Source organism: Paenibacillus amylolyticus (genome assembly GCF_051136285.1).
GTDB lineage: Bacteria > Bacillota > Bacilli > Paenibacillales > Paenibacillaceae > Paenibacillus > Paenibacillus amylolyticus_F.
Map to the genome: position 1 here is coordinate 6,237,683 of NZ_CP194938.1, position 26,580 is coordinate 6,264,262.

The 26,580-nt window shown below is 44.7% G+C and carries 15 protein-coding genes; 12 read left to right on the top strand and 3 right to left on the bottom strand.

Features of this window, described 5'->3' with window-relative positions:
- Nucleotides 1–56 precede the first annotated feature (56 nt).
- The 5 genes from ACR8BL_RS27180 to ACR8BL_RS27200 all read left to right on the top strand — a co-directional run bounded on the left by ACR8BL_RS27180 (nt 57) and on the right by ACR8BL_RS27200 (nt 17,011).
- Nucleotides 57–14,033: an amino acid adenylation domain-containing protein gene (locus ACR8BL_RS27180; RefSeq protein WP_434750417.1), complete on the top strand. Its 13,977-nt coding sequence runs from the start codon at nt 57–59 to the stop codon at nt 14,031–14,033.
- A 28-nt stretch (nt 14,034–14,061) separates the two neighbouring features.
- Nucleotides 14,062–14,205 (top strand): hypothetical protein, encoded by a 144-nt coding sequence (locus tag ACR8BL_RS27185; RefSeq protein ID WP_434750418.1) that lies wholly within the window; start codon nt 14,062–14,064, stop codon nt 14,203–14,205.
- Nucleotides 14,206–14,357: 152 nt separating this feature from the next.
- A complete protein-coding gene (locus ACR8BL_RS27190) occupies nt 14,358–14,972 on the top strand; it encodes a TetR family transcriptional regulator C-terminal domain-containing protein (protein WP_434756494.1) in 615 nt (204 codons plus the stop codon).
- A 72-nt stretch (nt 14,973–15,044) separates the two neighbouring features.
- A complete protein-coding gene (locus ACR8BL_RS27195; RefSeq protein ID WP_434750420.1) occupies nt 15,045–16,283 on the top strand; it encodes an MFS transporter in 1,239 nt (412 codons plus the stop codon).
- A gap of 17 nt (nt 16,284–16,300) precedes the next feature.
- Entirely contained in the window at nt 16,301–17,011 is a 711-nt protein-coding gene (locus ACR8BL_RS27200; protein WP_434750421.1) for a thioesterase II family protein, read from the top strand.
- A 179-nt stretch (nt 17,012–17,190) separates the two neighbouring features.
- On the opposite strand, the gene msrA is transcribed toward ACR8BL_RS27200, so the two are convergent.
- Nucleotides 17,191–18,153 carry a peptide-methionine (S)-S-oxide reductase MsrA gene (msrA, locus tag ACR8BL_RS27205; RefSeq protein ID WP_434750422.1) on the bottom strand — a complete coding sequence of 321 codons (963 nt, stop codon included), beginning with the start codon at nt 18,151–18,153 and terminating at the stop codon, nt 17,191–17,193.
- Nucleotides 18,154–18,397: 244 nt separating this feature from the next.
- Nucleotides 18,398–19,009 carry a TVP38/TMEM64 family protein gene (locus ACR8BL_RS27210; RefSeq protein ID WP_434750423.1) on the bottom strand — a complete coding sequence of 204 codons (612 nt, stop codon included), beginning with the start codon at nt 19,007–19,009 and terminating at the stop codon, nt 18,398–18,400.
- 234 nt (nt 19,010–19,243) lie between these two features.
- Between ACR8BL_RS27210 and ACR8BL_RS27215 the strand changes: the two genes are divergently transcribed.
- Nucleotides 19,244–20,182: a Gfo/Idh/MocA family protein gene (locus tag ACR8BL_RS27215; RefSeq protein WP_434750424.1), complete on the top strand. Its 939-nt coding sequence runs from the start codon at nt 19,244–19,246 to the stop codon at nt 20,180–20,182.
- 103 nt (nt 20,183–20,285) lie between these two features.
- Complete coding sequence (locus ACR8BL_RS27220; RefSeq protein WP_434750425.1) at nt 20,286–20,600, top strand: hypothetical protein; 315 nt, start codon at nt 20,286–20,288, stop codon at nt 20,598–20,600.
- Between the two features lie 95 nt (nt 20,601–20,695).
- On the opposite strand, the gene ACR8BL_RS27225 is transcribed toward ACR8BL_RS27220, so the two are convergent.
- Nucleotides 20,696–21,514 (bottom strand): AraC family transcriptional regulator, encoded by an 819-nt coding sequence (locus ACR8BL_RS27225; protein ID WP_434750426.1) that lies wholly within the window; start codon nt 21,512–21,514, stop codon nt 20,696–20,698.
- A 193-nt stretch (nt 21,515–21,707) separates the two neighbouring features.
- On the opposite strand from ACR8BL_RS27225, the gene ACR8BL_RS27230 reads away from it, so the two are divergent.
- The 5 genes from ACR8BL_RS27230 (at nt 21,708) to ACR8BL_RS27250 (ending at nt 26,479) form a co-directional block, all read left to right on the top strand.
- Complete coding sequence (locus ACR8BL_RS27230; RefSeq protein WP_434750427.1) at nt 21,708–22,811, top strand: Gfo/Idh/MocA family protein; 1,104 nt, start codon at nt 21,708–21,710, stop codon at nt 22,809–22,811.
- 403 nt (nt 22,812–23,214) lie between these two features.
- Nucleotides 23,215–24,183: a sugar phosphate isomerase/epimerase family protein gene (locus ACR8BL_RS27235; RefSeq protein ID WP_090922589.1), complete on the top strand. Its 969-nt coding sequence runs from the start codon at nt 23,215–23,217 to the stop codon at nt 24,181–24,183.
- A 24-nt stretch (nt 24,184–24,207) separates the two neighbouring features.
- Nucleotides 24,208–24,936 (top strand): ThuA domain-containing protein, encoded by a 729-nt coding sequence (locus tag ACR8BL_RS27240; RefSeq protein WP_434750428.1) that lies wholly within the window; start codon nt 24,208–24,210, stop codon nt 24,934–24,936.
- A gap of 304 nt (nt 24,937–25,240) precedes the next feature.
- On the top strand, nt 25,241–25,564 hold the full coding sequence (locus ACR8BL_RS27245; RefSeq protein WP_434753270.1) for a winged helix-turn-helix transcriptional regulator: 324 nt from the start codon (nt 25,241–25,243) through the stop codon (nt 25,562–25,564).
- 186 nt (nt 25,565–25,750) lie between these two features.
- The gene (locus ACR8BL_RS27250; RefSeq protein ID WP_434750429.1) at nt 25,751–26,479 is read left to right on the top strand and encodes a hypothetical protein; all 729 of its coding nucleotides are present in this window, start codon (nt 25,751–25,753) and stop codon (nt 26,477–26,479) included.
- The last annotated feature ends 101 nt before the right edge of the window (nt 26,480–26,580 follow it).

The window sequence follows — 26,580 nt, forward strand, 5'->3', positions numbered from 1 at the left end:
AGGGGATCTCCGGGGCTCCTTCGGCTATCTATAGATTTAAGGGGAGGACATAAGGGATGATGAACAAACCGGAAATTGCTGATATTTATCCATTATCTCCAATGCAAGAAGCATTGCTGTTTCATTCGCTTTACGACCAGGGAGACGTATATTTCGAGCAAATGATTTTTACGATTGATGGGTTCGTCGATGTTAAAGCACTGGAACGCTCCATGAACAAAGTTATCGAGAGATACGATACGCTTCGGACAATCTTTATTCACGACAAAATCAACAAGCCAAGACAAATCGTGTTACGAAACAGAAAAGTTGAATTGGAATACATTCAATTGACTGAGCCTGATCCGAACGAGCAGAGGAAGATGATCCGGCAGATAGCGGAAGAAGATCGCCAGCGGTCTTTTGACTTGTCCAAAGATCTCCTGTTACGCCTGCAAATGATCCAAACTGGCCCGGCAGCATATACGCTAATCTGGAGCAATCATCATATTCTAATTGACGGATGGTGCCTGGGGATCATTTTCCAGGAGTGGTTCTCCCTCTACAAGCAGGAGATTCATGGAACACCTGCACAACTGGATCGTGTCATTCCCTATAAAAGATATATTAAATGGTTGGGTGAGCAGCAGGAGATCGAGGCCAGAACCTATTGGAAGAATTATCTCTCTGGTTATGAGCAGGGAGCGGACTTCCCTGTGGAAATAACTTCGGATTCGGCGGAACCATCATCAATTCAGGAGATAACGTTTAATTTGGGCAAGGTGCTGACTGAGCAATTAATGGATGTTAGCCGTAAATATCAGGTCACGATGAGCAGTCTTTTTCAGACGTTGTGGGGAGTAGTACTTCAATACTATAGCAATTCTGACGATGTGGTTTTTGGAACTGTAGTATCTGGAAGGTCGGCTACCATACCAAATGTGGAGAAAATTGTAGGTTTGTTCATTAACGCTGTGCCCGTAAGAATAACGTCGGAAGAGAAACAATCGTTTGCCCAATTACTGAAAGATACACATCAAAATGCCATTCTGTCTGAGGAATTTAGCTATCTTTCTCTCGCTGAAGTGCAAGCGGAGGCGGGTCAGAATGGTCAGCTTTTTAACCATATCATGGTGTATGAAAACTACCCGTCCAGTACCAGCATGTTTGATACCAAACAGTTTGAACTTGGATTTGATATTACCTCTATTGAAGCATATGAACATACCAATTATGATCTGAACATTTCCATAGGCCCAGGTGAAGAGATCCGGGTCAAGATCAATTACAACGAGCAGGTATATTCGGATTCTTTTATTAAACGATTGTTTGTTCACCTGAAGCAAGCCTGTCTATTAATTGCGCAAGAACCGGAAATAAGTGTTGCAGATATTCGGATCCTAACCCCGGAAGAAAACAGCATGCTGGTGAAAGGGAACGAGACCACAGCAGACTATCCGAGGGATCAGTCCATTTCAGAATTATTTATTCAACAGGTCGAGTTATATCCTGATCATCCAGCCATTCAATTAGCACACCAGACATGGACTTATGCAGAACTTCATGCTCTGGTTGAAGATTGGGCCAAAGCTATACAATGGCATGGCATTCAGCCAGGAGACAGGGTAGGGCTGGTTGCGGGGAAATCTATGGAGATGATTGCAGGTATGTTGGCTATTATTCGGGCTGGTGCCGCCTATATTCCACTTGACCCCACATTTCCGGCCGAAAGATTGACCCATATGCTTCACGATAGTGGTGCACGATTCCTGCTTCGGTTCACTGAATTAGAATTGCCCCATTTTGAGGGAGAGATCTTAACCTTGGACAAGTGGATGGTGCATGAACGTTCATCCAGGACGAACCAATACCAAGAGGTTGATTTCCTGTCAGGTCCACGGGATGCCGCTTACATTATCTATACTTCAGGTTCTACTGGAAAACCTAAGGGTGTGGTTACAACCCATCAAAATATTATCAAGACCGTGCGAAATAATGGCTATGTGGAATTGAACTCCAAAGATCGGATTCTGCAAATTTCGAATTATGCTTTTGATGGGGCAACCTTCGACATATACGGGGCATTGTTAAATGGCTCAACGCTCGTACTTACTACTGAAGAAAAGATGCAGAGTGTAGCTGCGCTTGCTGATATGTTCGCCGAGGAAGAGATTTCGGTCGCTTTTATGACAACTGCGTTATTCAACACGCTGGTAGACTGGGACCCGAACTGTCTCAGTAAGGTAAGGCATCTTTTGTTTGGGGGGGAGCAAGCTTCAATCCGGCATCTGAATAAGGCATTAGATGTTTTGGGACCAGAACGGTTATTACACATGTATGGGCCAACAGAAACGACGGTGTATGCAACATATTATCCGGTTACACAGCCTGATGTGGCACCCATAGGCAAACCAATTCATAACACCACTGCTTATGTCATGAACTCCAAACATAATCCAATGCCTGTCGGTGTGATGGGAGAGTTATACATTGGCGGTGAAGGTTTGGCTAGTTACCTGAATGCTCCAGAGTTGATGCGAGAACGCTTTGTTGATAACCCGCATGCTCCCGGTGAGAAAATGTATAAAACCGGAGATTTGGTTAAACGTCTGCCTGATGGGAATTTGGAATTTGTGGGGCGGAAGGATCATCAGGTCAAAATCAGGGGTCACCGCATTGAGCTGGGAGAGGTGCAGGGGAAGATGAGAGCTCTTCCCGGAGTGGAAGATGTTCTTGTTACGACATGGCGGGATTCCCAGGGAAGTTCTAACTTAAGTGCATATATCATCCCTATTCAATATGCAGAGGCTCATGCAGAGCAGGATAAGCAAATTCAGGAATGGAAGTTGGCGTTGAAAACCCGTTTACCTGAGTATATGATTCCTGCTACATTCCAGATTCTTCGGGTATTTCCGCTTAATTCTAACGGCAAAATCGATCGAAAAAACCTACCGCTTCCTAAGGTGATGGATCAAAACAAAAATCTGCCATTGTCTGGAGAAACCGAACAGAAGCTGGCCCAGATCTGGGAAGACGTATTGGGCATCAAACCAAGTGCCGGAGATCACTTTTTTGAGCTTGGGGGCCATTCGTTAAAAGCTATGATGCTGGTAGCCAAAATACATAAAGAGATGGACGTAAAACTTTCTTTGCATGAAGTATTCCGTGCAGCACTACTACGGGAAATGTCACTATGCATAGAAAATTCTCGCAAAAGTGTATATAAGGCTATTCCTGCCGTGGAAGTACAAGAATCGTACCCAGTGTCCGCATCGCAAAAAAGAGTCTACATTGCACAACAGCTGGCTCCATTAGAGACCAGCTACAATATGCCGATGGTACTGAAGATTGAAGGTAAGGTTAACCGGGCTAAGCTTGAGAAGGCCTTCATACAGCTTATACGACGGCACGAGATTCTCAGAACACGTTTCATCTGGTCTGGTGAACACTTGCGGCAACATATTCTGGAACCCTCGGAACTAAGCTGGAGTTTAATTAACTATGAGATGCAAGAGCAACAAGGGGCAACGAATTACGGCACTGATGTTCTGAATAGACAAAAAACGATGATTGCTTCATATCTTGAGAAATTTGTACAGCCATTTGATCTATCAACCAGTCCGCTGATCCGTGCAGCTCTTGCTGAAGTTACATCCAATCATAGTTTCTTGTTCATTGATACTCATCACATCGTGTCTGATGGTGTATCCACCGGAATTATTTATAAGGAACTGACCCAATTATATGAGGGAGAAGAGCTGTCACCTGTAAACCTACATTATAAAGACTACTCCGTATATGAACAAAATGAGCGGACGAGTCAGAGATATGAGGAAAATCGAAAATACTGGTGTGCCCAATTCAAAGATGAACTTCCGAGCACGGAGATTGTACCCGATTATATCAGACCTTCGGTTCGATCTTATGAGGGGTATTCGATCTCATTTCAACTTGAAACGGAGCTCACGAATCGGTTGAAAAGCCTTGCTGCTAAGCACAAAACCACATTATATGTGGTCTTGCTTGCTGCCTATAATATCATGTTATCCAAGTATACTGGAGAAGAGGATATTGTGGTCGGATCACCAATTGCAGGAAGGTATCACGAAGATGTTCAGCCTATGGTTGGCATGTTCGTCAATACGCTGGCCCTACGTAATGAGGTGCCAGGTGAACTCACAGTGGATGAATTCATAGGTCGGCTGAAGTCCAATTTTGTTGAGGCACAAGAGCATGGAGAGTTCCCTCTTGAGGATCTCCTTGAGCATCTTCAACTGTCCAGAGATCTAAGTCGACATCCGTTGTTTGATACCCTTTTTGTACTGCAAAATATGGATATTCCACCAATCCAACTGACGGGAACTACCTTTACTGCAGCGGAGTGGGACTGGAATTATGCCAAATTCGATATGACATGGGGATGTCAGGAGGATCGCCATGGTTTGAACTGGACAGTGGAGTATGCTTCCTCCATCTACAAAAAATCTACCATACTGAAGATGATTGATCACTACAAAAACATCCTTGTGCAAATGGGGAACGTCTGCTCCATGAGGCTGAAGGAAATCCATTTGTTAACGAACGAAGAGAAATCCGCCATGCTAACTTGCAATGAAACACAGGCAGAATATCCGCGTCAATCCAGCATTTCATCAGTAATGCAGGAGCAGGCTGCCCGAACTCCTGATCAGATTGCGGTTATTAATGAGGATCAGAGTCTAACATACAAGGAATTTAACGAAGTAACAGACCAATATGCACGGGTACTGATGGAAAAAGGAATGAAGCAAGGAGATGTGGTGGGTCTATTGACTGACCGTTCTATGGGAATGATCATAGCTATTTTCGGGATTCTCAAGACAGGTGCTATGTATGTCCCTATTGACCCTTCTTTTCCTGAAGAGCGCAAGCGCTTCATTGTGGAAGACAGCAATGCCAATTGGCTGATCACAGCCAATGAGTTGACCATGACCGGGAGTACTGCACAGCATTTGGTACTTGAAGCAATACTTCAAGAGGCAGCAAGGACGAGGGGACAAATCAGGAATTGGAAATTGCCAGCGATCCCATCGGAAGCGACAGCGTATGTGATGTATACTTCAGGCTCGACAGGTAAGCCCAAAGGAGTGATGACCAGTCATCGAAATATTATTAAGACGGCTATTCACAATGGCTACAGTGAACTGTCCGCTACCGATCGGGTACTCCAAGTATCCAATTATGCATTCGATGGCTCAACCTATGAGATTTTTGGGGCACTATTAAATGGTTCAACACTTCTATTGATTACCAAACATACTTTACTCGACGCTGCCGAGCTAGCGAGAACGATGGATGAAGAACAAATCACATCTGCTTTTATGACGACGACGTTATTTAATACCATGGTTGACTATGATGTTACGTGCTTCAAGCATGTAAGGAAATTGTTCTTTGGTGGCGAGAACGCATCGATTAAGCATGTACTGAAAGCACTGGATTACTTGGGCGAGCATCGTATAGTGAATGCGTATGGACCAACAGAAACGACTGTTTTTGCAGCGACGTATTCGGTCGAAAACAGCTTGTATCAATATTCTCGGGTTCCCATCGGACTTCCGATAAACAATACAAGACTATATGTGCTTAATCGGTGGAGCCAATTGCAGCCTATAGGGATTCCGGGTGAACTGTACATCGGTGGGGAAGGTGTATCGAAAGGATACTTGAACCAGCCTGATTTAACGGAAGAACGCTTTGTTCCAGATCCATTTGTCCCTGGAGAAATGATATATCGGACAGGGGATTTGGTAGTTTGGAGAGAGGATGGTCAACTGGAGTACTTGGCAAGAATGGACAATCAGATCAAAATTCGAGGCAATCGGATCGAGCTTGGCGAGATTGAAACCAAATTGAAAGAAATCCCATCCGTAAATGAAGCAGTGTTAGTGGCACGTAAAGAGGAGCGTGGCGAAGGTTCTCTTCTTTGTGCATATGTAGTACCCGAAGATCTTGTGATGAAGAAGATGGACAGCTCCGATCTGGTTTCTAAGTGGAAGAGTGAATTGAGACAGTCACTTCCGGAATATATGATTCCTGCATTTATTCTCATTGTGGACACCATACCGATGACATCCAATGGTAAGGTGGATCATGCTAATCTTCCCAAGCCTTCGGCTAAATGGAATACAGTGGAGGTCATACAGCCTGAAAACCCGTATGAAGAACAGTTGCAGCATATCTGGTCCGAAGTTCTCGGGAAGGATTATCCAGGCATGCTGGAATCCTTTCTCGATCTTGGAGGACACTCGCTTAAAGCGATGACCATGGTGGCCAAAATACATCAGATGTTTGATGTAAAGCTAAGTCTTCAAGATATCTTCAGCCATTCTACCATTCGGGAGCAGGCAATGCTTATTCAAGGGCACGATAAGCTTCACAGTTATGTCTCCCTGCCTACTGTGAATCAGGATACAAGTTATAATGTGACTTCTGCTCAGAGAAGATTGTATATTATTCAGCAAAATGAAAATATGGGTACCAGTTATAATATGCCGATGGTTTTACGAATCGAAGGTCATCTGAGTATGGAACGACTCGAAAATGCTCTGCTTCAGTTGATTGAGCGTCATGAGTCCTTACGAACTTCTTTTCTGTTGGAAGATGATCAGGTTAGACAACAGGTACACGCGCTGGGCGAACTGGACTGGAAACTGGATCTGACAGAAGTAAATAATGGCACATTACAATACGGGTCTATCGATCATGATGAGGCGTCATGGGTTGCATCATGTATTATTCCTTTTGATTTGTCAGCTCCTAGCTTGTTTAGAGCGTATATCCGCAAGCAATCGGATACACAGCATCTATTATTGCTGGATGTTCACCATATCGTATCGGATGGGATATCAACAGCGATTATGTACGATGAGTTATTCAGATTATATGAAGATGAAGAGCTACCGCTTCTGCATAAACAGTATAAAGATTACGCTGCCTATGAGCAGCTACAGCAATCAACGGAAGCCTACAGTGTTGCTCGAGATTATTGGCATCGATTGTATGAGGGTGAGCTGCCGATATTGGACTTCCCTCTGGAGTACGTGCGTCCACGAGTACAGCGCTATGAAGGAGCACAACATACATTCCTGCTGGGTGACGTTCTTGCCAAGCGCTTGACCGAACTGGCGGCGAGCCACGATACAACCTTGTATGTACTGCTGTTAGCTGCATATTACATTCTGCTATCCAAATATAGCGGACAGGAAGATATCATTGTGGGTACACCGATCGCAGGCAGAGATCATGCCGAAACGGCTTCCATGGTGGGGATGTTTGTTAAAACCTTACCTTTGCGCAGCAAAATCATGCCGGAACTTACGGTTGCAGAGTACTTGGCTTCATTAAAGCAACGTGTACTGGATTGCTCCAATTATGCGCTGTACCCACTTGAAGAGCTGCTGGATCATCTGCAAATGGTCAGGGAGCCGAGTCGTCATCCCCTTTTTGAAACATTATTTGTACTACAGAACATGAACATGACTCAGCTAAAGGCGGATCAGCTTACTATTAATCAGATGGAGACAACAACAGGGCGATCCAAGTTTGAGATGACTTGGGCTGGACATGAGTTGAAAGAAGACATCTCCATGACGATTGAATATAATACCGGCTTATTTTCCCATGCCAGGATTCAACAAGTGTCTTCCCATTATGCGAATATTCTTGAACAGATGGTCAACGATATCCATCGGACCCTCAACGATATTGAATTGTGTACATTGGAAGAAACCCTGTACTTTGAGAAGAATGAAGGACAAGTTGTCGAATATCCAAGAGAAGAAACAATACCCGTGCGGTTTGAAAAACAAGTGAGACAGCATGCAGATCGTCCTGCGTTGATCATGGGCTCCCTGAGCATGACCTATAGTGAACTGGGTATGAATGTTAAACGAATGGCTGAAACGTTAAAACACGAAGGAGTTCGTCCGGGAGACAGAGTCGGATTGTTAACGGATCGCTCTATGGGAATGATCGTGTCCATTCTCGGTATTTTGAAATCCGGAGCCACGTATGTTCCACTTGATCCGGGCTTTCCGCAAGAGCGCCTTGTCTTTATGCTTGAAGATAGCCAGGCCGAATTGCTCATTGCTGAACAAGGTCGAGCAGTTTCAGGATTCTCAGGGAAAACGATGGTCTTAAATGAACAGTGCTGGAGTGAAACTCTTAATGAAGAGCTTGGGGAAGAGCGAGAAATCCGTCCGGATCATGCAGCTTATGTGATGTATACTTCGGGTTCAACCGGGAAGCCCAAAGGAGTCGTAACGACACATCGCAACATTATGAAGAATAGTATCCAAAACGGGTTTATTGACATGATGCCTACGGATCGGGTTCTTCAATTGTCCAATTATGCTTTTGACGGATCGACTTATGACATTTTCGGAGCCTTGTTGAATGGTTCAGCGCTAATCTTGATTCCCAGAGAGGATATGCTGCATATTACAGAACTTGCTCGTACATTGGATGAACAGCGAATTACAACTGTCTTCATGACGACAGCATTGTTCAATACGCTCGTAGACTACGACATGAGTTGTCTAAAACATATGCGAAGACTATTTTTCGGTGGGGAGCCAGGCTCCAGAAAACATGTCCTGAAAGCGTTGGATTATCTGGGTCCCCATCGCATTATTAATTGTTACGGTCCAACGGAGACGACTGTTTTTGCAACAACATTCTCGGTGGATGAGAGTATGCGGGACAGAAGCAATGTGCCAATAGGCAGTCCGGTTCACAATACACAGGTATATGTGCTTAATCCGTGGGGAAAGAGACAGCCAGTTGGGGTACCCGGAGAACTTTATATCGGGGGAGAAGGATTGGCACAGGGTTATCTGAATCAACCAGTGTTGACGGCAGAGCGGTTTGGCGAGAGTCCGCTGAAATCAGGAACAAAACTCTATCGTACAGGGGATTTGGTGAAGTGGCTACCTGATGGAAACTTGGAATTCCTGGACCGTTTGGATCAACAGGTCAAAATTCGTGGCAATCGAGTAGAGCTGACAGAGATCGAAGGCAGACTTCTGGTTCTGCCGGAAGTTAAAGAGGCGATGGTAACATCTGGACGGGATGAACAAGGTCACTCCTTTCTCTCAGCATATATCGTTCCTCATTCGACATCCAAACCTCGGCTGGTGGGAATTATTCGGGAACAGTTGCTTCACGTTCTTCCAGATTATATGGTGCCTTCCACATATACCTTGCTTGACTCTTTTCCACTCACAAGTAATGGCAAAGTGGATAAAAGGATGCTTCCGAAGCCGCAGCCCCTTGTATCCGAAAGTTATGTTGCACCAACCAATTCGCTCGAAGCTGAATTAGTTGAGATTTGGAGTAGTGTTCTGGGTTTATCAAAAGTAGGTATTCACGACCATTTCTTTGAACTTGGAGGACATTCTCTCAAGGCTATGTCCCTTATTGCCCAGATTCATAAAGCTTTTGATGTAAAGTTGACGGTACAAGATGTGTTTACCTACACTTCCGTGATGGATCAGTCCAAATTTATTCAGAAAGCTACCAGATTCCATCGTTATGCAGCTTTGCAACCTGTGGCGGTTCAAGATACCTATCCCGCATCGTCAGCGCAGAAGAGATTATTTTTCATTCAACATATGGATCAGCAGAGCACCAGTTACAATATGCCAATGATATTTGAAATTGAAGGTCGCCTCTTTGCTGACCGACTCGAGGAAGCTTTTATTTCCCTGATCCATAGACATGAAGCGTTGCGTACGTCTTTTGAACTTGTTCAAGGTGATCTGAGACAGCGTATATGGCCTGCGGGAGATCTGGAATGGGGGATGGAGTATACATTTGCTGAAGGGAAGGGAAAAGTTGATATAGAGACGTATGTTCATTCGTTCGTTCGTCCCTTCAATCTGAAAGCTCACAAGTCGCTTATTCGTGCAGGCTTGTTAAGTACTTCATCAGAAAGGCATATTTTGGTTGTAGATACTCACCACATTGTTTCTGATGGCACATCGACCAGTATTATCTTCACTGAACTGTTTCAGTTGTATGAACAACAAAAGTTTGAGCCGCTTTCAGTTCAGTACAAGGAGTATGCTGTCTGGGAACAGGAATATAAGAAGGCGGGAAGCTATCAAAGTAGTGGGGAATTCTGGTTAGATCAATTCCAAGGTGAACTTTCGATGTTAAATCTACCTTATGATGATTCTTATGGTAGAACCCATAGAGCTACTGGGGCACGGGTAGAAATTCAGCTTAATGAAGAACTGACTAAGCAGCTTCGGATTCAGGCAGAAGAGTACAAAACAACGTTGTATACGGTAATGTTGGCAGGCTATTCCATCCTGTTGTCCAAATATGCCGGACAGGAGGATATCGTTATCGGTGTCCCTACAGCCGGACGGGAACATGCGGATACTGCATCCATAGTTGGCATGTTTGTAAATACGTTGGCATTGAGATTGAGGCCAGTGGGAGAGAAAGAAGTTCAGAATTATATTCAACAAGTTCATGCCCAGTTGATGCAGGGCTACGAACACGGGATATATGCTCTGGAGGAGCTGATTGAACAACTGGCATTGCCAAGAGAACTGAACCGACATCCGCTATTTGATACGATGTTTGTATTGCAGAACATGGAGCACTCCTCACCTGAAACGAGTTCGATCTCCGTCCGTCAGGTACCTTCTGGATCCAGTGAGCCGAAGTTCGATATGACATGGGGAAGTGTTGAGCACGCCGGAGGCATAAGCCTGACTGTTGAGTATAATGAAAATCTCTTCTCTTCTGAAACGATTGAGCGCATGATGCATCATTATGAACATATCCTGCAGCAAATGGTGATTCGTCCTTATGAGCAAGTCATGCAGATTGAGATATGTACTCCAGAGGAAAGACTGCACCTGGCAAGTTTCGAAGGAGAGATGGTAGACTACCCGAGGGAAGAAACGATATCTCAAAGGTTTGACAAGCAAGTGCTGCGATATGGGGACCGTCCATCCGTTGTGATGGGTTCAGAGGTGATAACCTATGGCGAGTTGGAGATAAAGGCCAATCAGATTGCAGAGCTACTCAGACTGAAGGGAATCGTCCCGGGTGAAGTGGTAGGATTACTGGCTAATCGTTCTATAGGTATGATCGTCTCCATTATGGGGATTTTGAAGGTGGGAGCCGCATATGTGCCGCTTGATCCAACATTTCCGGAAGATAGGTTAGCTTACATGTTGAAAGATAGCCAAGCCCAACTATTGATAGCTGAAGCTAATCTGGGCATATCTGATTTTCAGGGTCCAACGATAATGCTTGACGAACATTTATGGAGTGAAGAGGTTAAGGAGCAGGCTGTGTCAGATCAGGTTCAGACCTGGACGGCTGATTCGCCTGCCTATGTCATGTATACATCTGGATCGACTGGTGCACCCAAAGGAGTCGTGACTACGCATCGGAATATCATGAGAACAAGTGTTAATAATGGGTTCATGGATATGGGGCCGGAAGATCGGGTGTTGCAGTTGTCTAACTATGCATTCGATGGATCTACCTATGAAATATTTGGTGCTTTGCTCAATGGTGCTGTCCTGATACTGATTCCCATGGAGGACGTTGTACACACAGCCGAACTTGGCAGAACGCTGATTAAAGAGCGGATTTCCTCTGCTTTTATGACAGCTTCACTGTTCAATACCCTTGTAGATTATGATGTGACTTGTCTGAAACATGTTCGCAAACTGTTTTTCGGCGGCGAAGCAGCTTCACGAAGTCATGTTCTAAAGGCTCTGGATTATCTGGGTCCACACCGATTGGCTAACGGATACGGACCTACAGAAACGACCGTCTTTGCTGCAACCTATACTGTGGATGAAACACTAAGAGATAGACGAAATGTACCTATTGGGCGCCCAGTTCACAATACCAAAGTTTACGTGCTTAACCGTTGGGGACAACGACAGCCGATTGGTGTTCCGGGGGAACTCTATATTGGTGGAGATGGCCTGGCTTTGGGATATCTCAATCAGCCTGTCCTGACATCAGAACGATTTATTGAAAGTGTTATTACACCTGGAGAGATTATTTATCGTACTGGTGATTTGGTCAGATGGTTGCCTGATGGGAATTTGGAGTATCTGGATCGTCTGGATCAGCAAGTCAAAATTCGTGGAAATCGCATTGAACTTTCGGAAATTGAGGATCGCTTGATATCACTACCTGAAGTGCGAGAGTCTGTAGTTGTTCCCAAACGGGACACACAAGGTCATTCCTACCTTGTGGCCTACGTTGTAATGCAGCGGGAGCAACAGGCTGGAAAGGAACAATTGGCTCATATCAGGCAAGAGTTAAGTTCAATGTTTCCACAGTATATGATCCCGTCTAGATTTGAATTTTTGAGTAATCTGCCGCGTAACTCCAATGGAAAAATAGATCGCAAAGCCTTGCCGGAACCAAGCAATCAACTGACAACTGGTTATTGTGCGCCTCAAAATACACTTGAACAGGAGTTAGCATTAATCTGGGCAGAGGTACTGGGTATTGAGCGTGCAGGTACAGAGGATCATTTCTTTGAACATGGTGGACATTCACTGAAAGCCATGATGTTAAATACGCTTATACAAGAGCAGCTTCATATCCGGATAGATCTGCAGGATGTATTTAAGTATCCGACAATTAAGATGTTGTCCGCTTATATTCAGCAGCAAGGAGCAAATTTTTATCATGATAAATATGAGCGTATTCAGCCTGCACCTGAACAGCGCATCTATCCTGCAACGCCTTATCAAGCTTACGGTTATGAAGCAAGCGAGGGTAATAATCATTGGAATATGCCAATGGCATTTCGTATCAATGGAAGACTTCAGGCGGAGCGGCTGGAGCATAGCTTTAGGACTCTAATAGAACGCCATGAAGCTCTTCGTACCTCTTTGCACAAAGAGGGAGGACGAGTTGTCCAGTGTATTCACAAAAGCACTCATTTTGATCTGATTCAGGAAAAGGTTGAGTCAGAGTCGGAAAGAATACGTATTATGGAATCTTTCATTCAACCGTTCGATACAAAGCTACCACCACTTCTTCGTGCGAAGCTTCTGCAAATGGGAGAAGAGGATCATGTGCTTCTGATGGATATGCATCACGCCATATCTGATGGCACATCCGTGGGCATTTTGATGAATGAATTGGTTCAACTCTATCAGGGGACAACACTTCCTCTTGTTCAGTTACAATATAAAGATTATGCTGTTTGGCAAAAAGAGAGACTTGATCGGGGAGGATATGCCGAATCTCAAATCTTTTGGAAGGAAACACTTCAGGGCTACCATCCGTTTACGGTAAGAGGCAAGCCTATAAATCAAGAGGACATCACTTCTTATGAGGGAGATCAGATAGTTGTAAAGCTACCTGCTAGTCATCTCGAACAACTTAGAGAAAAACTCCATGATTCAAGTTTAACGGATTATGCTATTTTATTTTCGGTATATCTGCTTACGTTGCATCAGAAGACGGAGAGAACGGATATGATTGTTGGAACGTATGCATTTGGCAGAAGTAGACCTGAATTACAGGACACGGTTGGTTTATTTATTAATTCAATTCCCTTGCGAAATATAATATCAACAGCCGATACGTATTATGAATATCTCCTTAAGATTCAGGCTAACCAATTGCAGGCATTTGATCATCAGAATTATCCATTTGAAAGAATGCTTGAAGATGCAGGCTACTCTTCTGAACCCGATGAACAATTGTTGTTTGATACTATGTTTAACATGAATAATTTTGTTGATCGCTCTGTAGAAACTTCTGAAATTCAGATCACTCCATTCAAGTATGAATGGAAGTTCAGTGAGTATGAGGTCTATGTTACCGCTCAAAAAACTGAAGAACATTTCAGTATCCATTTTGACTATCGTGTAAAAAGTTTCAGCCGGGAAGAAATGGAGCAGTTTACCAATCAGTATCGTAAATTATTCGAACATATTTTGGAGAAGCCTCATATTCTTATTGATGAACTGAATCAAATCAACCATTGGAGAGATTCTGTGATACACTAATATAAACCATTCATAGGAGGAGAAAAAGATGAACAAATTTTTCAAATTCGGAGTTGTAAGGGACGAAGAGGTGCCTCAAGAGATCAATGAATTGGTGGAAGCAACAGAAAAGCTGCCTGAGACGATTAGACAGGAATTAAGTGACGCCTTCAAAGAAGAAGATGAGAAGTAAAAAATAACGGATTAATAATAATTTTATTTTTTCCTAACCTCCCCTCTTGCAAATCTTAGAAAAATATGAGATATGTAAGAGGGGACATACATAAAGTGCATTGACGGAAAATTTTGGGTGTGATACTATTAGACTGAATGGTCAGTCTTTTTATGGAGGGGTCTTCAATCGAAGTCAAACGGAGAAAAGATGTCGCTCAGATCAAGAAAGATATTGCTCGTAATACAAAAGAGTTATTTGCTCAAAAGGGATATGGTGCAACCTCCATGGAGGACATATGTACGATTAACAATCGAAGTAAAGGCAGTATATACTATCATTTCAAAAGTAAGGAAGAACTTTTCATGTATCTCATCAAACTCAATAACGAAGAGTGGATGGATTCATGGCTCGAAAAGGAACATCAGTATGAGACATCCGTAGATAAACTATATGGCCTTGCAGATCATTATGTTGACGATTTGGCGAATCCGCTCAATCATTCAATTAACGAGTTTGTCTCAGGGCAGGTGGTCAGTCAAGAGATGCTCGATGAGATGCTGTCTCTGATCCGTATTCCTTATATGACGTATGAGCGGATCATTTCAAAAGGTATTGAGGATGGCGAATTGAAACCGGAGGATCCACAGGATTTAATGCACATTATTAACGGTCTTTTTAACGGATTAAGCACCCTTTATTATGAGAAGGATCTGAACGATATCAGACGTCTCTACAAAAAAGGGATTGCCAGTATGTTAGTGGGCATCCAACAACTTCAACCATGAAAAGCTGATGTATAATCAGTTTTTCTTTTGAAAATTAATAAACCGGACAGTCGGTTTAAAGGGAGATGGAGAATGAGCACATTATTCAGGAACAAAGCTTTTCTTATTGTCACGGGGTCTGATCTACTGCAGAATCTGGCTATATGGATACGGAATATGGCAATCCTTTATTATGTTATGGACCAAACTCAGGGCAATCCGATAGCGGTCTCACTAATTACTGTACTTGAATATGCGCCCATTTTCGTTTTCTCCATCATTGGCGGTGCACTTGCTGATCGTTGGAATCCTAAACGTACAATGATACTAGGTGACATCCTTAGTGCACTATCGATTGTTATGATCATTGCCGTTTTATCTTCCGGTTATTGGCAGATTCTATATGTTGCCACTTTTGTATCCTCTATCGTTAGTCAGTTTTCACAGCCATCATCAGTTAAAATTGTAAAGCGTAATGTAGAGGAAGAGCATGTGCAGTCCGCAATTGCCATTACACAGAGTGGTCAATCACTTTTCCTGATTCTCGGCCCTATCGTCGGAACTTTTATATATACCGTTATGGGGATTCAAACTTCAATGTATGCATTACTTATTTTGTTTATAACTTCTGCTATTCTTCTTACGTTTCTGCCGAAGGATTCAGCTCAGCAGGAAACGGACACTTCATTACTAGCGGATATCAAGGAGGGCTGGCAATATGTCGGGCAATCCCGTTCATTAAAAATGCTCAGTTTGGTATTCATTTGTGTAGGACTCTCCTCAGGTCTCATCAGCCCACTAGAAATATTTCTGATCACTGAACGTTTGGGATTGGAACAGACGTCGTTACAGTTTTTGTCTGGTGTATCTGGATTGGGACTTTTAATCGGTGGAGGAATTGCTGCTGCTTTCAGTGGCAAATTGAATCAAACACTAACACTTATAGTAGGTGTAATGTGTCTGGTAGTAACTACCATGGGCGAGGTATTATCCAGTTGGTTCTGGCTGACTCTGGTCATAAGTTTCCTGAGTTCCATTAGTCTTGCTTTTATCAACGTCATTATCTCCACATATTTAGTTACCCAGATTGATGAGCGCTTGATTGGGAGGGTTAATGGTACCATCACCCCATTATTTATGGGAGCCATGCTCCTCGGTTCTTCCATGGCGGGTGTAATTATGAATAGTACATCCTTATTTATCGTCTATATCATCTCGGTTACCGTGATGATACTGAGTATTCTTCCAGGTATGAGAATTCAATTTGGCAGTAAACAAAATACTCCTGTGAACACCTTGAATTCGGAAGTTGCACATCAGGCCGTAGACTAGAAAATTGGAGGAAGTTCATGAATTGTATACATCTCATCTGCTTTCCTTATGCCGGGGGTTCATCCATGATGTATTACCGCTGGCGTAATAACCTTCCTTCTCATATTCAGTTACATCCGGTTGAATTGTCCGGGAGAGGCCGAAGAATGAATGAACCTCTGTACACATCCATGGAACAGGCTGTGGAGGATGCGTATTTATCAATTCCGTCCCACTTGTTCGAGGAGAAGATCGTTTTATTTGGATATAGTATGGGAAGTCTTATTGCTTATGAACTGGCTCATTATATCAAGGAAAAGCAGGGCAGAGATCCAGCGCATCTTTTTGTGGCCGCGAGAAAGGCTCCGCATATAACAAGACATAAAAAAGAACTACATGCATTGCCTCACGATAAGTTTGTACAGGAAATGCTTCAACTTGGCGGCATGTCACGAGAAGTATTTGAAAATAAAGAATTAGCAGAAATCTTTGTTCCTTTGCTCAGATCAGATCTGCAGATCGTGGAGGGCTACCACTGGGCACGGACGAGAGAACCGCTAAATACAGATATAACCGTTCTTGCCGGGGCTGACGACTCGATTCCCATGGAACACATGCATGCATGGAAGCAAGTAACGAAGGGGAGCTGTACGCTAAGTGTCTATCCGGGGGATCACTTCTTCATTCATCAGCAGTATAACCGGATCACGGAGCAGATCACCCGTGTAATGAGTGATTATAATGTGTAACAAGAACATAAGTCTGCGTGTAGAGGAGGCCACAGCATTAAGCATCTTAGCCTCATCCATGATGCAGGACCCCCGTAACGTAAGTGTTTGACTATGGGAACTCTGCATTTTATTTAGATAAGGATGTATATAAAAAGAGCAGCGGGAACATCATCCCACTGCTCTTTTTTGAATTACTCTTATTGAAAAAGGACGGTGTACTCGCCGTAGCCTTCTTTTTGCAAATCCTCTTTCGGTACAAAACGAAGTGCCGCAGAGTTGATGCAATAACGCATACCACCAGCTTCAGCAGGGCCATCATTAAACAGGTGTCCGAGATGGGAATCTCCCTCACGGCTTCGTACTTCGGTACGAATCATGAAATGGCTTAGATCCGTCTTTTCCTTCACATTGTAGTCCCGAAGCGGACGTGTGAAGCTTGGCCAGCCGCAGCCGGAATCGTATTTGTCAGTGGAGCTGAACAAGGGCTCCCCGGATACGATATCTACATAGATGCCATCGCCATGATGATCCCAGAACTCATTATGAAACGCAGGCTCCGTGGCATTGTTCTGTGTTACCTCATATTGAAGCGGAGTCAGACGCTCCTTCAGCCCGCTTTTGTCCACGTTACCCGACCAGTTACGCTCAATAAAGTCCTGTCGGCCTGAACCTTTGCTGTAACGTTTGTAATGAGCAGGGTTCTTGCGATGATAATTCTGGTGATGCTCTTCTGCATCATAGAACGGTTTGGCTGGCAGGATCGGAGTAAAGATGGGTTTGTCAAAACGCCCGCTCTGCTCCAGCGCAGCTTTGGAAGCTTCAGCGATCTTGCGCTGTTCTTCATTGTGATAGAAGATCGCTGTTTGATATGATGATCCGCGGTCATGGAACTGTCCGCCTGCATCGGTCGGGTCAACCTGCTGCCAGAAGAGCTCGACCAGTTTCTCATAAGGGAAAATGGAGGGATCAAATGTGATCTGTACCGCCTCCACATGACCTGTCGTTTCCGAGCAGACTTCCTCATAGGTTGGATTCTCGGTATGTCCACCTGTATAACCCGAAACGATCTTATGAATACCGGGCAGTTCTTCAAAAGGGGATACCATACACCAGAAGCATCCACCTGCAAATGTTGCTTTGTCCAATGATTGTTGTTCCATGCGATTTTCACTCCATTTCTGACGAAGATCTGGCGCTTGCACTCGAACTATTGCGCTGCTTCGCTTGTATACATACCCCAAAACATTCGCTCAAATTCGAAGATGCGCTCCAGCAATCCTCGTTATATTTAAATTTTGAAATATAAAGTTTTGACTTACTCTTCTATTATATCCCGAATGGTCAAGTCAACCAAGCGGGACCACGTAGCAAGCATGAATCAGACTGGAGAAGGCCAGCCATTACTCAGGCTTTTTTACGTGACCGGTAACGGAACAATAAGAGGATCACGGCCATAAAAATCATATATCCGCCCAGTATCCCCAAACTCAGCCAGATCGATGATCCAGCTTGTGCACCTGCGTAGGCAAATACAAAGATTGCGGGCATTTTGCCAATCGCTGTCGCGGCCATGAACACCCAGAAGGGGGTGAATGTTATACCTGCATAGATATTAACGGCCATCTGAGGCACAACGGGTAGCAAACGCATCGTCATGACGCCCGTGAATGGGTGTGCCTCCATCCAGGCGGTAAAACGATTCAACCCACGAATACGTTCAAGATAGCCCCGAGCCTGTTCCCGGAAAATGGTTCTTGCCCCGGCATAGACAAGCATTGCCGCCAGCGTTGTGCCGAGCCAGCAAATCCAGGCCGCCATGATTATTCCGTAACTGTACCCAAAAGCGATAATAACGATCTTGTATGGAATGACAGGTACGAGGGCGAACAGCGTCGCCATGGCAAGTAAAAGCGGGATGGACTGATGGTCATCGGCCCATGCCAGCAGTTCATATCTGTAAATAAACGTGACTCCGGCAAGTAAAACATAAACGAGGAGCCATAACCATTTTCGCAAAAGTCAAACGCTCCTTTCGGTTCAGACCCTTGGATGACACCAAGTCTCATCCGGTTTTGCTGTCCTTCATAAGTTTACCACGCCAGGCCATCCTGTGAACAATGCAGACAACCTTTACCGCGGATCACTGGCAAGTTAGAGACGGAGAGGTTACACTATAGGACGTGGAAAGTCATAGGTCGGATTTCGAAATCAGGCTGAAGAATGAATTTAGTTGAAGGTGGAATGCTCATTATGGAAACGATCAAGCGTACCCGAATTGCCATTATCGGACTCGGAGGAATCGCACGTAAAGTATATTTGCCACTGTTATCTGCTCATCCGCTTGTAGATATTGTTGGTATCATGAACCGGTCACCTGAACCGGTAAAGGAGATTGGGCAGGCATATCGAATTAAACGAGGCACAACCGACCTGAAAGAGCTGCTGTCCTGGGAACTGGATGCGGTATTTGTACATACAGCAACGGAAGCTCATTTTGAGATTGTAATGGCGTGCTTGGAACAGGGGCTGGCGGTTTATGTAGATAAACCATTATCCTACACACTTCGGGAATCGGAAGAGATGACTGCATTTGCAGAGGCACAGGGGCTGCTGCTCGCTGTCGGATTCAACCGCAGGTTCGCACCGATGTATCAAAAAGCAAAAGAATGGATGCAGGGCGGAAAGGGTTACGAAACACTCAGCCTGACCAAACACCGCACAAGCATACAGGATCGCCCGGCTGCCGAGACGATCTATGATGATCTCATCCATATGCTAGATCTGATGTTATGGTACGCAGATAACGATGTGCAACTGGTGCACAATTGGCTTCGCCAAGATGATCAGGGCCGATTGATGCATGCGGCTGGAACGGTCAAGCAAGGGAAGACTGCGCTCGCCCGATTTGAAATGATTCGTGCCGCAGGTGTGGATCTGGAGAAGGTAGAGATGCACGGCGGGGGAAGATCGGTAGAAGTTGTGAATATGGATACGGTTTTCTATGCAGAACAGGGAAACTTGGAAACAAAAGAGACATTTGGAAGCTGGGAAACGGTGCTGGCACGCAGAGGTTTTGCCGGAGCTGTAGATCATTTCCTTGCATGTCTGGATACATCGGATGATTGCCAGATCAGTGCAAGTTATGTGATGGACAGCCATGAGCTGGCTGAACGGCTGATTAAGGAGTAAATTCAAGTAACATTAGAGAAGTACAGTCTATTTTCGAATAAGTTTCAGGGTTCATTTTATATAAGGCAAGTTAGTTTAATCAGGTAAAGGAGTGCGGAACCGCATGGATGAGTATCAGAAGGAACGCAACAAACAGATTGAGGAAGCCGTCATTGAGACATACAAGCAGGAAGAAGAGATGATGATTCTGGTCTTTGCCCAGTGGTGTGTGAACAACGAACTTGACCCCGAAGAGATGTACCGGCAAGCGTACCCGGATCAGCACAGCAATGAGCGTTTACAACAAGTACAGAAGCTGATTGTATCCAAAGAAGAAGCCGGAGATATTCCGGACGATACGGTGCTTGGTGTGCTTTCTATGTTTGGCAACGAAGACCTCGCCATGGTAGTATCCGAGGCCATCGCCGCGCGCAAATAGTTTCATGTGATATACTATTGCATTACCAATACGGTATATACATGGAACTGATTATTATTAGATTCGAGATTATACTTCTCACATCAAGGATACCGTTACATCTGTTCCCGGTGAATCAGGCGAAATTCCTTCGGAGACATGCCGAACCGGGAGCGGAATACTCGATGGAAGTATGTATAATTGTTAAAGCCTGAGGATTCAGCGACCTGTTCCAGAGTCATCGGACTGAAAATAATCCGTTCTCTAGCCATATTAAGCCGCACATCCAGCGTATATTGCATGATACTTTTGCCGAATGTTTCTTTAAAGAGATGCACCCCACGCGAGACGCTGATCCCCAGATGTGTTGCCACATCGTCCAGTTTAAACAGTGAAGAAGCATTTTCCTCAATATAATTTTTAATTTCGTGAGCCACATAATTTGTTTTTGTATTGGTTGGGTGCTCCGATAACAATCGATCCACTTCAAGACACAGAATACGCATGTAGTAACTTGAAATCTCAGGATAAGGATTGGACAGGCGACGCTGCTCCAGAGTCAGCTGCCTGAACAAGGTTAACAGGCTCTCGGACAACTCAACCTTGATGCGAGTAGGCCGTTTATGGCGTGTCCACCATTCATCCACCCAGGAACCGTTGAAGAAAATATGATAGTCCCCACTCTCGACAAGCCGCTCCCCCATAGGATTGTACTCATTGTCTATTCTCAGTTCATAAGGCTCATCCGGGTCAAAAAGAAGCAAATCTCCTGCGTCCACCATCGACATGGATCCATCGATACGAGCACGGCACCGTCCATCCGTTTGCAGTCGCATCAGGTAATTCTTCACCCCGTCCAGTTGAACCATACTATAAGGTTTACGATGGAATGAAAATCCAGCTGTAAGAACTTGGCAGGAAAAGTCTGTAGGCATAAGTGTACTCCTTGTGTGATTTCAAAATTATGACCAGATAGTTCATGTTTCAATCATATTATTCATTTTAATTGAAGCGTAAACAGAATACCATAGACTTAGTGTTAAGCAACATAAACGAACAATGGTTACAACAAGCATTTTAAACAGCTGAACATGACTCTTACATGCGCGTAAGGAGATGAGCATCATTGTGAAGAAAATGAAAGCAGGCATCATTGGATGCGGTAATATCAGTGCAATTTACTTGGAAAATTTCAAAACGAATCCGTATATCGAAATTGTGGCGGTCGCTGACTTGATCCGTGAGCGTGCTCAGGAACGGGCAGATGAATTTAATATCGCAAACGTTTACAATGTAGATGAGTTGTTACAACATGAGGAGATTGAGCTTGTGCTGAACCTGACGGTTCCTGGCAGTCACGCGATTACCGATCTGGCTGCTTTGGAGGCAGGCAAGCATGTGTATGCTGAAAAGCCGCTGGCTATTTCACTGGAAGATGGACGAAAAGTAGTTGAGTTTGCCGAGGAAAAAGGACTGTACGTTGGCTCTGCGCCGGATACGTTCCTGGGTTCAGGCATCCAGACTGCTCGTAAAGCGATTGAAGAAGGCTTGATTGGCAAGCCGATTGCGGCAACGTCCTTTTTCATGGGTGGAGGGCCTGAGGCATGGCACCCTGATCCAGAGTTTTTCTATGCAGCAGGGGGCGGGCCGATGTTTGATATGGGACCGTATTATTTGACGGCTCTGATTACATTACTTGGTCCAATTCGCAGGATCAGTGCATCTGCAGGTATTCAGATCGCGGATCGCAAGATCGGCTCAGGCGCCAAAGAGGGGACCACGCTTCGTGTTGAAACACCGACCCATTTGGCTGGAACCATTGATTTTGCAGATGGTGCCATCGTGACGATGATTACAAGCTTTGATATCCGCGGGGCTTCGGATCTGCCACGTATCGAAATCTATGGTACGGAAGGTACGCTCAGTGTACCTGATCCCAACTTCTTTAATGGTGAAGTGAAGCTTCGCCGTTATGGTCAAGACACATGGGAGACGGTCAAGCCGGATTTTGAAAGTGGGCACAACGAGAGAGGTATCGGTGTGACCGAGATGGTGGAGTCCATTCGTGCCGGACGTGAGCACAAAGCAAGCGGTAAGCTGGCATATCATGTGCTTGAGGCCATGCATGCGTTTCAGCGTTCTTCACTCGAAGGCAAGCACATTCATCTAGAGAGCACTTATGACACCGTTGTAACAACCCAGTCTGAAAACGAGGCAGTTGAATCTCACTAATGGCGTTTCAGGTCTGGATATCCATTAGTGGCCACATTTAATTTTCGGGATAGAATCATGCTTGTTTTTCCACAATAACTAAACAAGCATGAGAACGGAACAGCGACAGGTTTGATAAACTATATAGTTTGAACATTTTATTTACACGTTAACGGAGAGGACAGAAAAAACCTGGAAAAGCGGAGCTAAAAGCTTTCTGAAGGAAAGCTGCATCGGAAGCATATACTTCGCCTTTATCACCGGATTTTCCCCTTATAAAAAGGGATTCAAAAAATCTGGGGATAACAGCGATTGAAAGGTTATTCTTTCATCGAAGTGCTCCGTGTAAAGATCTTTAGTTCAACATGTATAGGAGAGCAAAACACAGCAATCATACACTATCTAAATCAGGGAGGAATTGCACTTGAAACTCGGCGTATTTTTGGTACTATTCGGTGGACGTAAATTGGAGGATGCCCTTGATTATGTAGCTTCCAAGGGACTCAAAGCAGTAGAGATCGGAACAGGTGGACATCCAGGGAACGCTCACTGTAAACCAGATGAATTGTTAAGCAATCCTACAGCACTTAAAAATTTCAAAAATGCAGTAGAATCCCGCGGTCTGACGATCAGCGCTCTGAGCTGCCACGGTAACCCGTTGCACCCGCAAAAAGACATTGCAAAGGGCTTCCATGATGATTTTGTAAAATCGGTAGAGCTGGCTGAAAAGCTGGAAGTGCCTGTTGTTAATACATTCTCCGGCTGTCCGGGAGACCACGAGGATGCGAAGTATCCGAACTGGCCTGTTGCGCCTTGGCCGAATGATTTTCAGGAAATCTTGAAATGGCAATGGGAAAACAAAGTGATCCCTTACTGGACGGAGTGGGGCAAATTTGCTGCGGATCGTAACGTAAAAGTAGGTCTGGAGCTACATGGTGGCTTCTCCGTGCATACGCCAGCAACCTTGCTGAGACTGCGTGAAGCTGCAGGCGAAGTCATTGGTGCGAACCTTGACCCAAGCCACATGTGGTGGCAAGGCATTGACCCGGTACAGGCGATTCACATTTTGGGTCGGGAAAATGCAATCCATCACTTCCATGCCAAAGATACAACGATTGATCCGGTAAACGTGAACAAACACGGTGTAACAGATATGCAAGACTATACCAACATGCTGGATCGGGCTTGGCAGTTCCGCTCTGTGGGTTACGGACATGATAACAAAACATGGGCAGACATTATGAGTGCCTTGCGTCTGGTTGGATATGATTATGTTGTGAGTATTGAACATGAAGACGGTCTGATGTCGGTTGAAGAAGGATTCTCTAAAGCCGTACAAAATCTCCAGCAAGTATTGATTGAGGAACCGCTGGGCGATATGTGGTGGGTTTAGAGCCATACTAGGGGGAAATTGATTATGATTAACGTCACCATTTGGAATGAATTTGTCCATGAAAAAATACATGATGAAGTCAAGGAAGTTTATCCGGACGGTCTGCACCGTGCGCTTGCTGATGGACTTGGCGGCGAGGGATTTGCGATTCGTACAGCTACACTGGATCAGCCTGAACACGGTTTGAGTGATGAGGTGCTGAATTCCACAGATGTACTTATATGGTGGGGACATATGGCACATGATCGCGTTAGGGATGAGATTGTACAGAAGGTAACACAGCGCGTGTTGGATGGTATGGGCATGATTGTGCTTCATTCGGGTCATTTCTCGAAGCCATTCAAGGCGCTAATGGGCACAAGCTGTGATCTCAAGTGGCGTGTAGCCGATGAGCAAGAGATCGTATGGTGTGTCAATCCATCCCACCCGATTGCCGAAGGGATCGACAGTAAGATTGTATTGGAAAAAGAAGAGATGTACGGTGAATTCTTCGATATTCCTGTACCGGATGAGCTGGTGTTCGTGAGTAACTTCCAGGGCGGAGAGGTTTTCCGTAGTGGATGCACATTCCGTCGCGGCGAAGGTAAAATCTTTTATTTCCGTCCCGGTCACGAGACGTACCCGACTTATTACAAGCCGGAAATTTTGAAAGTGATCAGCAACGCTGTAAAATGGGCCTACCCTGCCCGTAGCTCGAAGCCACAATATGGCAAGAGTGAACCTGTAAGACCAATTGGTGGCGTGCTGGTCTAAACGGCAGCAGCTGTAGCTTCGCTCATGGACAAATTCGTAATTAAGTAATATCGGGAACCCTTCTCCAGGTCGTCTGACTGTGGTAGAAGGGTTCTTTTTGGGTAATATAATGATATTAGTTGTTAAACGATATTTCGTATGGTTACCTGCCATGACGTGTTGTATACTGAATATATAACGCTTAGTTGCAACTCTTGAATCTATAATTTGAAGTTTTTTGCGGCAGGCATTTTCTTTGAAGCCCAAATGTGTTATTATGAAATATACTAACAAAACGTAAGTAGAGTGATCTCTAAAAGAGGTGATGAAAGTGGAAGATCAAGATATCCGGATGTGTCCGCGATTTGAGACGGCGTTTTCTTTTTTGGGCAAGCGTTGGAACGGTTTGATTATTCAAACGTTGATGAGTGGTTCAAAGCGATTCAAGGACATCTCTAATCTGATACCGTCCATGAGTGACAAAATGTTATCTGAACGGATGAAGGACCTGGAGAGTGAAGGCATTCTGGTGCGTCATGTATATCCGGAAACGCCGGTTCGAATCGAATATGAGCTCACCGAGAAGGGCAAGGCATTGCAGCCTGTTATGAATCAGATTCAAGACTGGGCGGAGCATTGGGTGGAATAAACCCAGGCGTATTCGGCTTGCAGTAATCACAAAAACTCTTGATTTCCTATGAAATCAGGAGTTTTTTGTCTTCTGGGGCGGTTTACTTGTTACTTTTCCTTGCTTCCTGTGCACATGTTGTCATGAGATGTAGTATAATCTATAGAAAATGGCCGCAGAAGGCCGGAGCGAAGGAGGCCACTTGTCATGAGAGAAGAAAGCTTATCCCGTGAAATACGCTACGGCAAAAAAGATATTGCAGAACTTGAGAGCGCATCCATTCAGGTACATCTGATCTATCAGAAAACGGCGGAACTGTTCAAACGTTCAGCAGATTCACATTCGGGTAGTGATCACCCGCTTCAATTAGAGGATTTTTTGTTGAACAGCGCTGGCTCAGGATCGTCTCCGGCGGTGCTGCAGAAGTGGATTCAAGCGCCCAGTGGCTGGAAATGTATCGGCTGTGAGCTGCGGTTACCAGATCGTGTATCGCATGTAAAACAACAAACGTACAACGACCGAATTTGTCTGAAGGCAGGTAACGGTAAGTTGGTTCAGATCGAGATGCTCATTCAAGCTGTCGTCTGGTCACAATATGAAAAAATCCGCATGTTCGCACCTTGGCTTGGTGATGAGCCATTCTATACAGCGGATGAACTGGATGTTATCGCACGGTATATTGTACCAACGTATTTTTCGGATCGGCCACTACATGAGCAGGGCAAACTGTTCAAAATCCATCAGCCATACGGTCATATTCCGATATATCAGGAATACGTGGATGCTCCCTCCTGCTGCGTACAGGTAGACGGTGCATTGCTCGAAGGTCGTTTGCTTACTGGTGTTTTTGTATCAGACAACCAAACGTTTGGACTCAATCCGTATGTGAAGGACGGCGACGGAGGCCGTACCTATATGCAAGCTTTTGTTCAATAATGGTTTAGACAAAAAGGATACTAAGGCTTGAACAGGAGGGCCCACTTGCAGGCTCTCCTTTTTTGATCAATAGGTGCTCAAGCAAGGAAACGGGTAAAAGT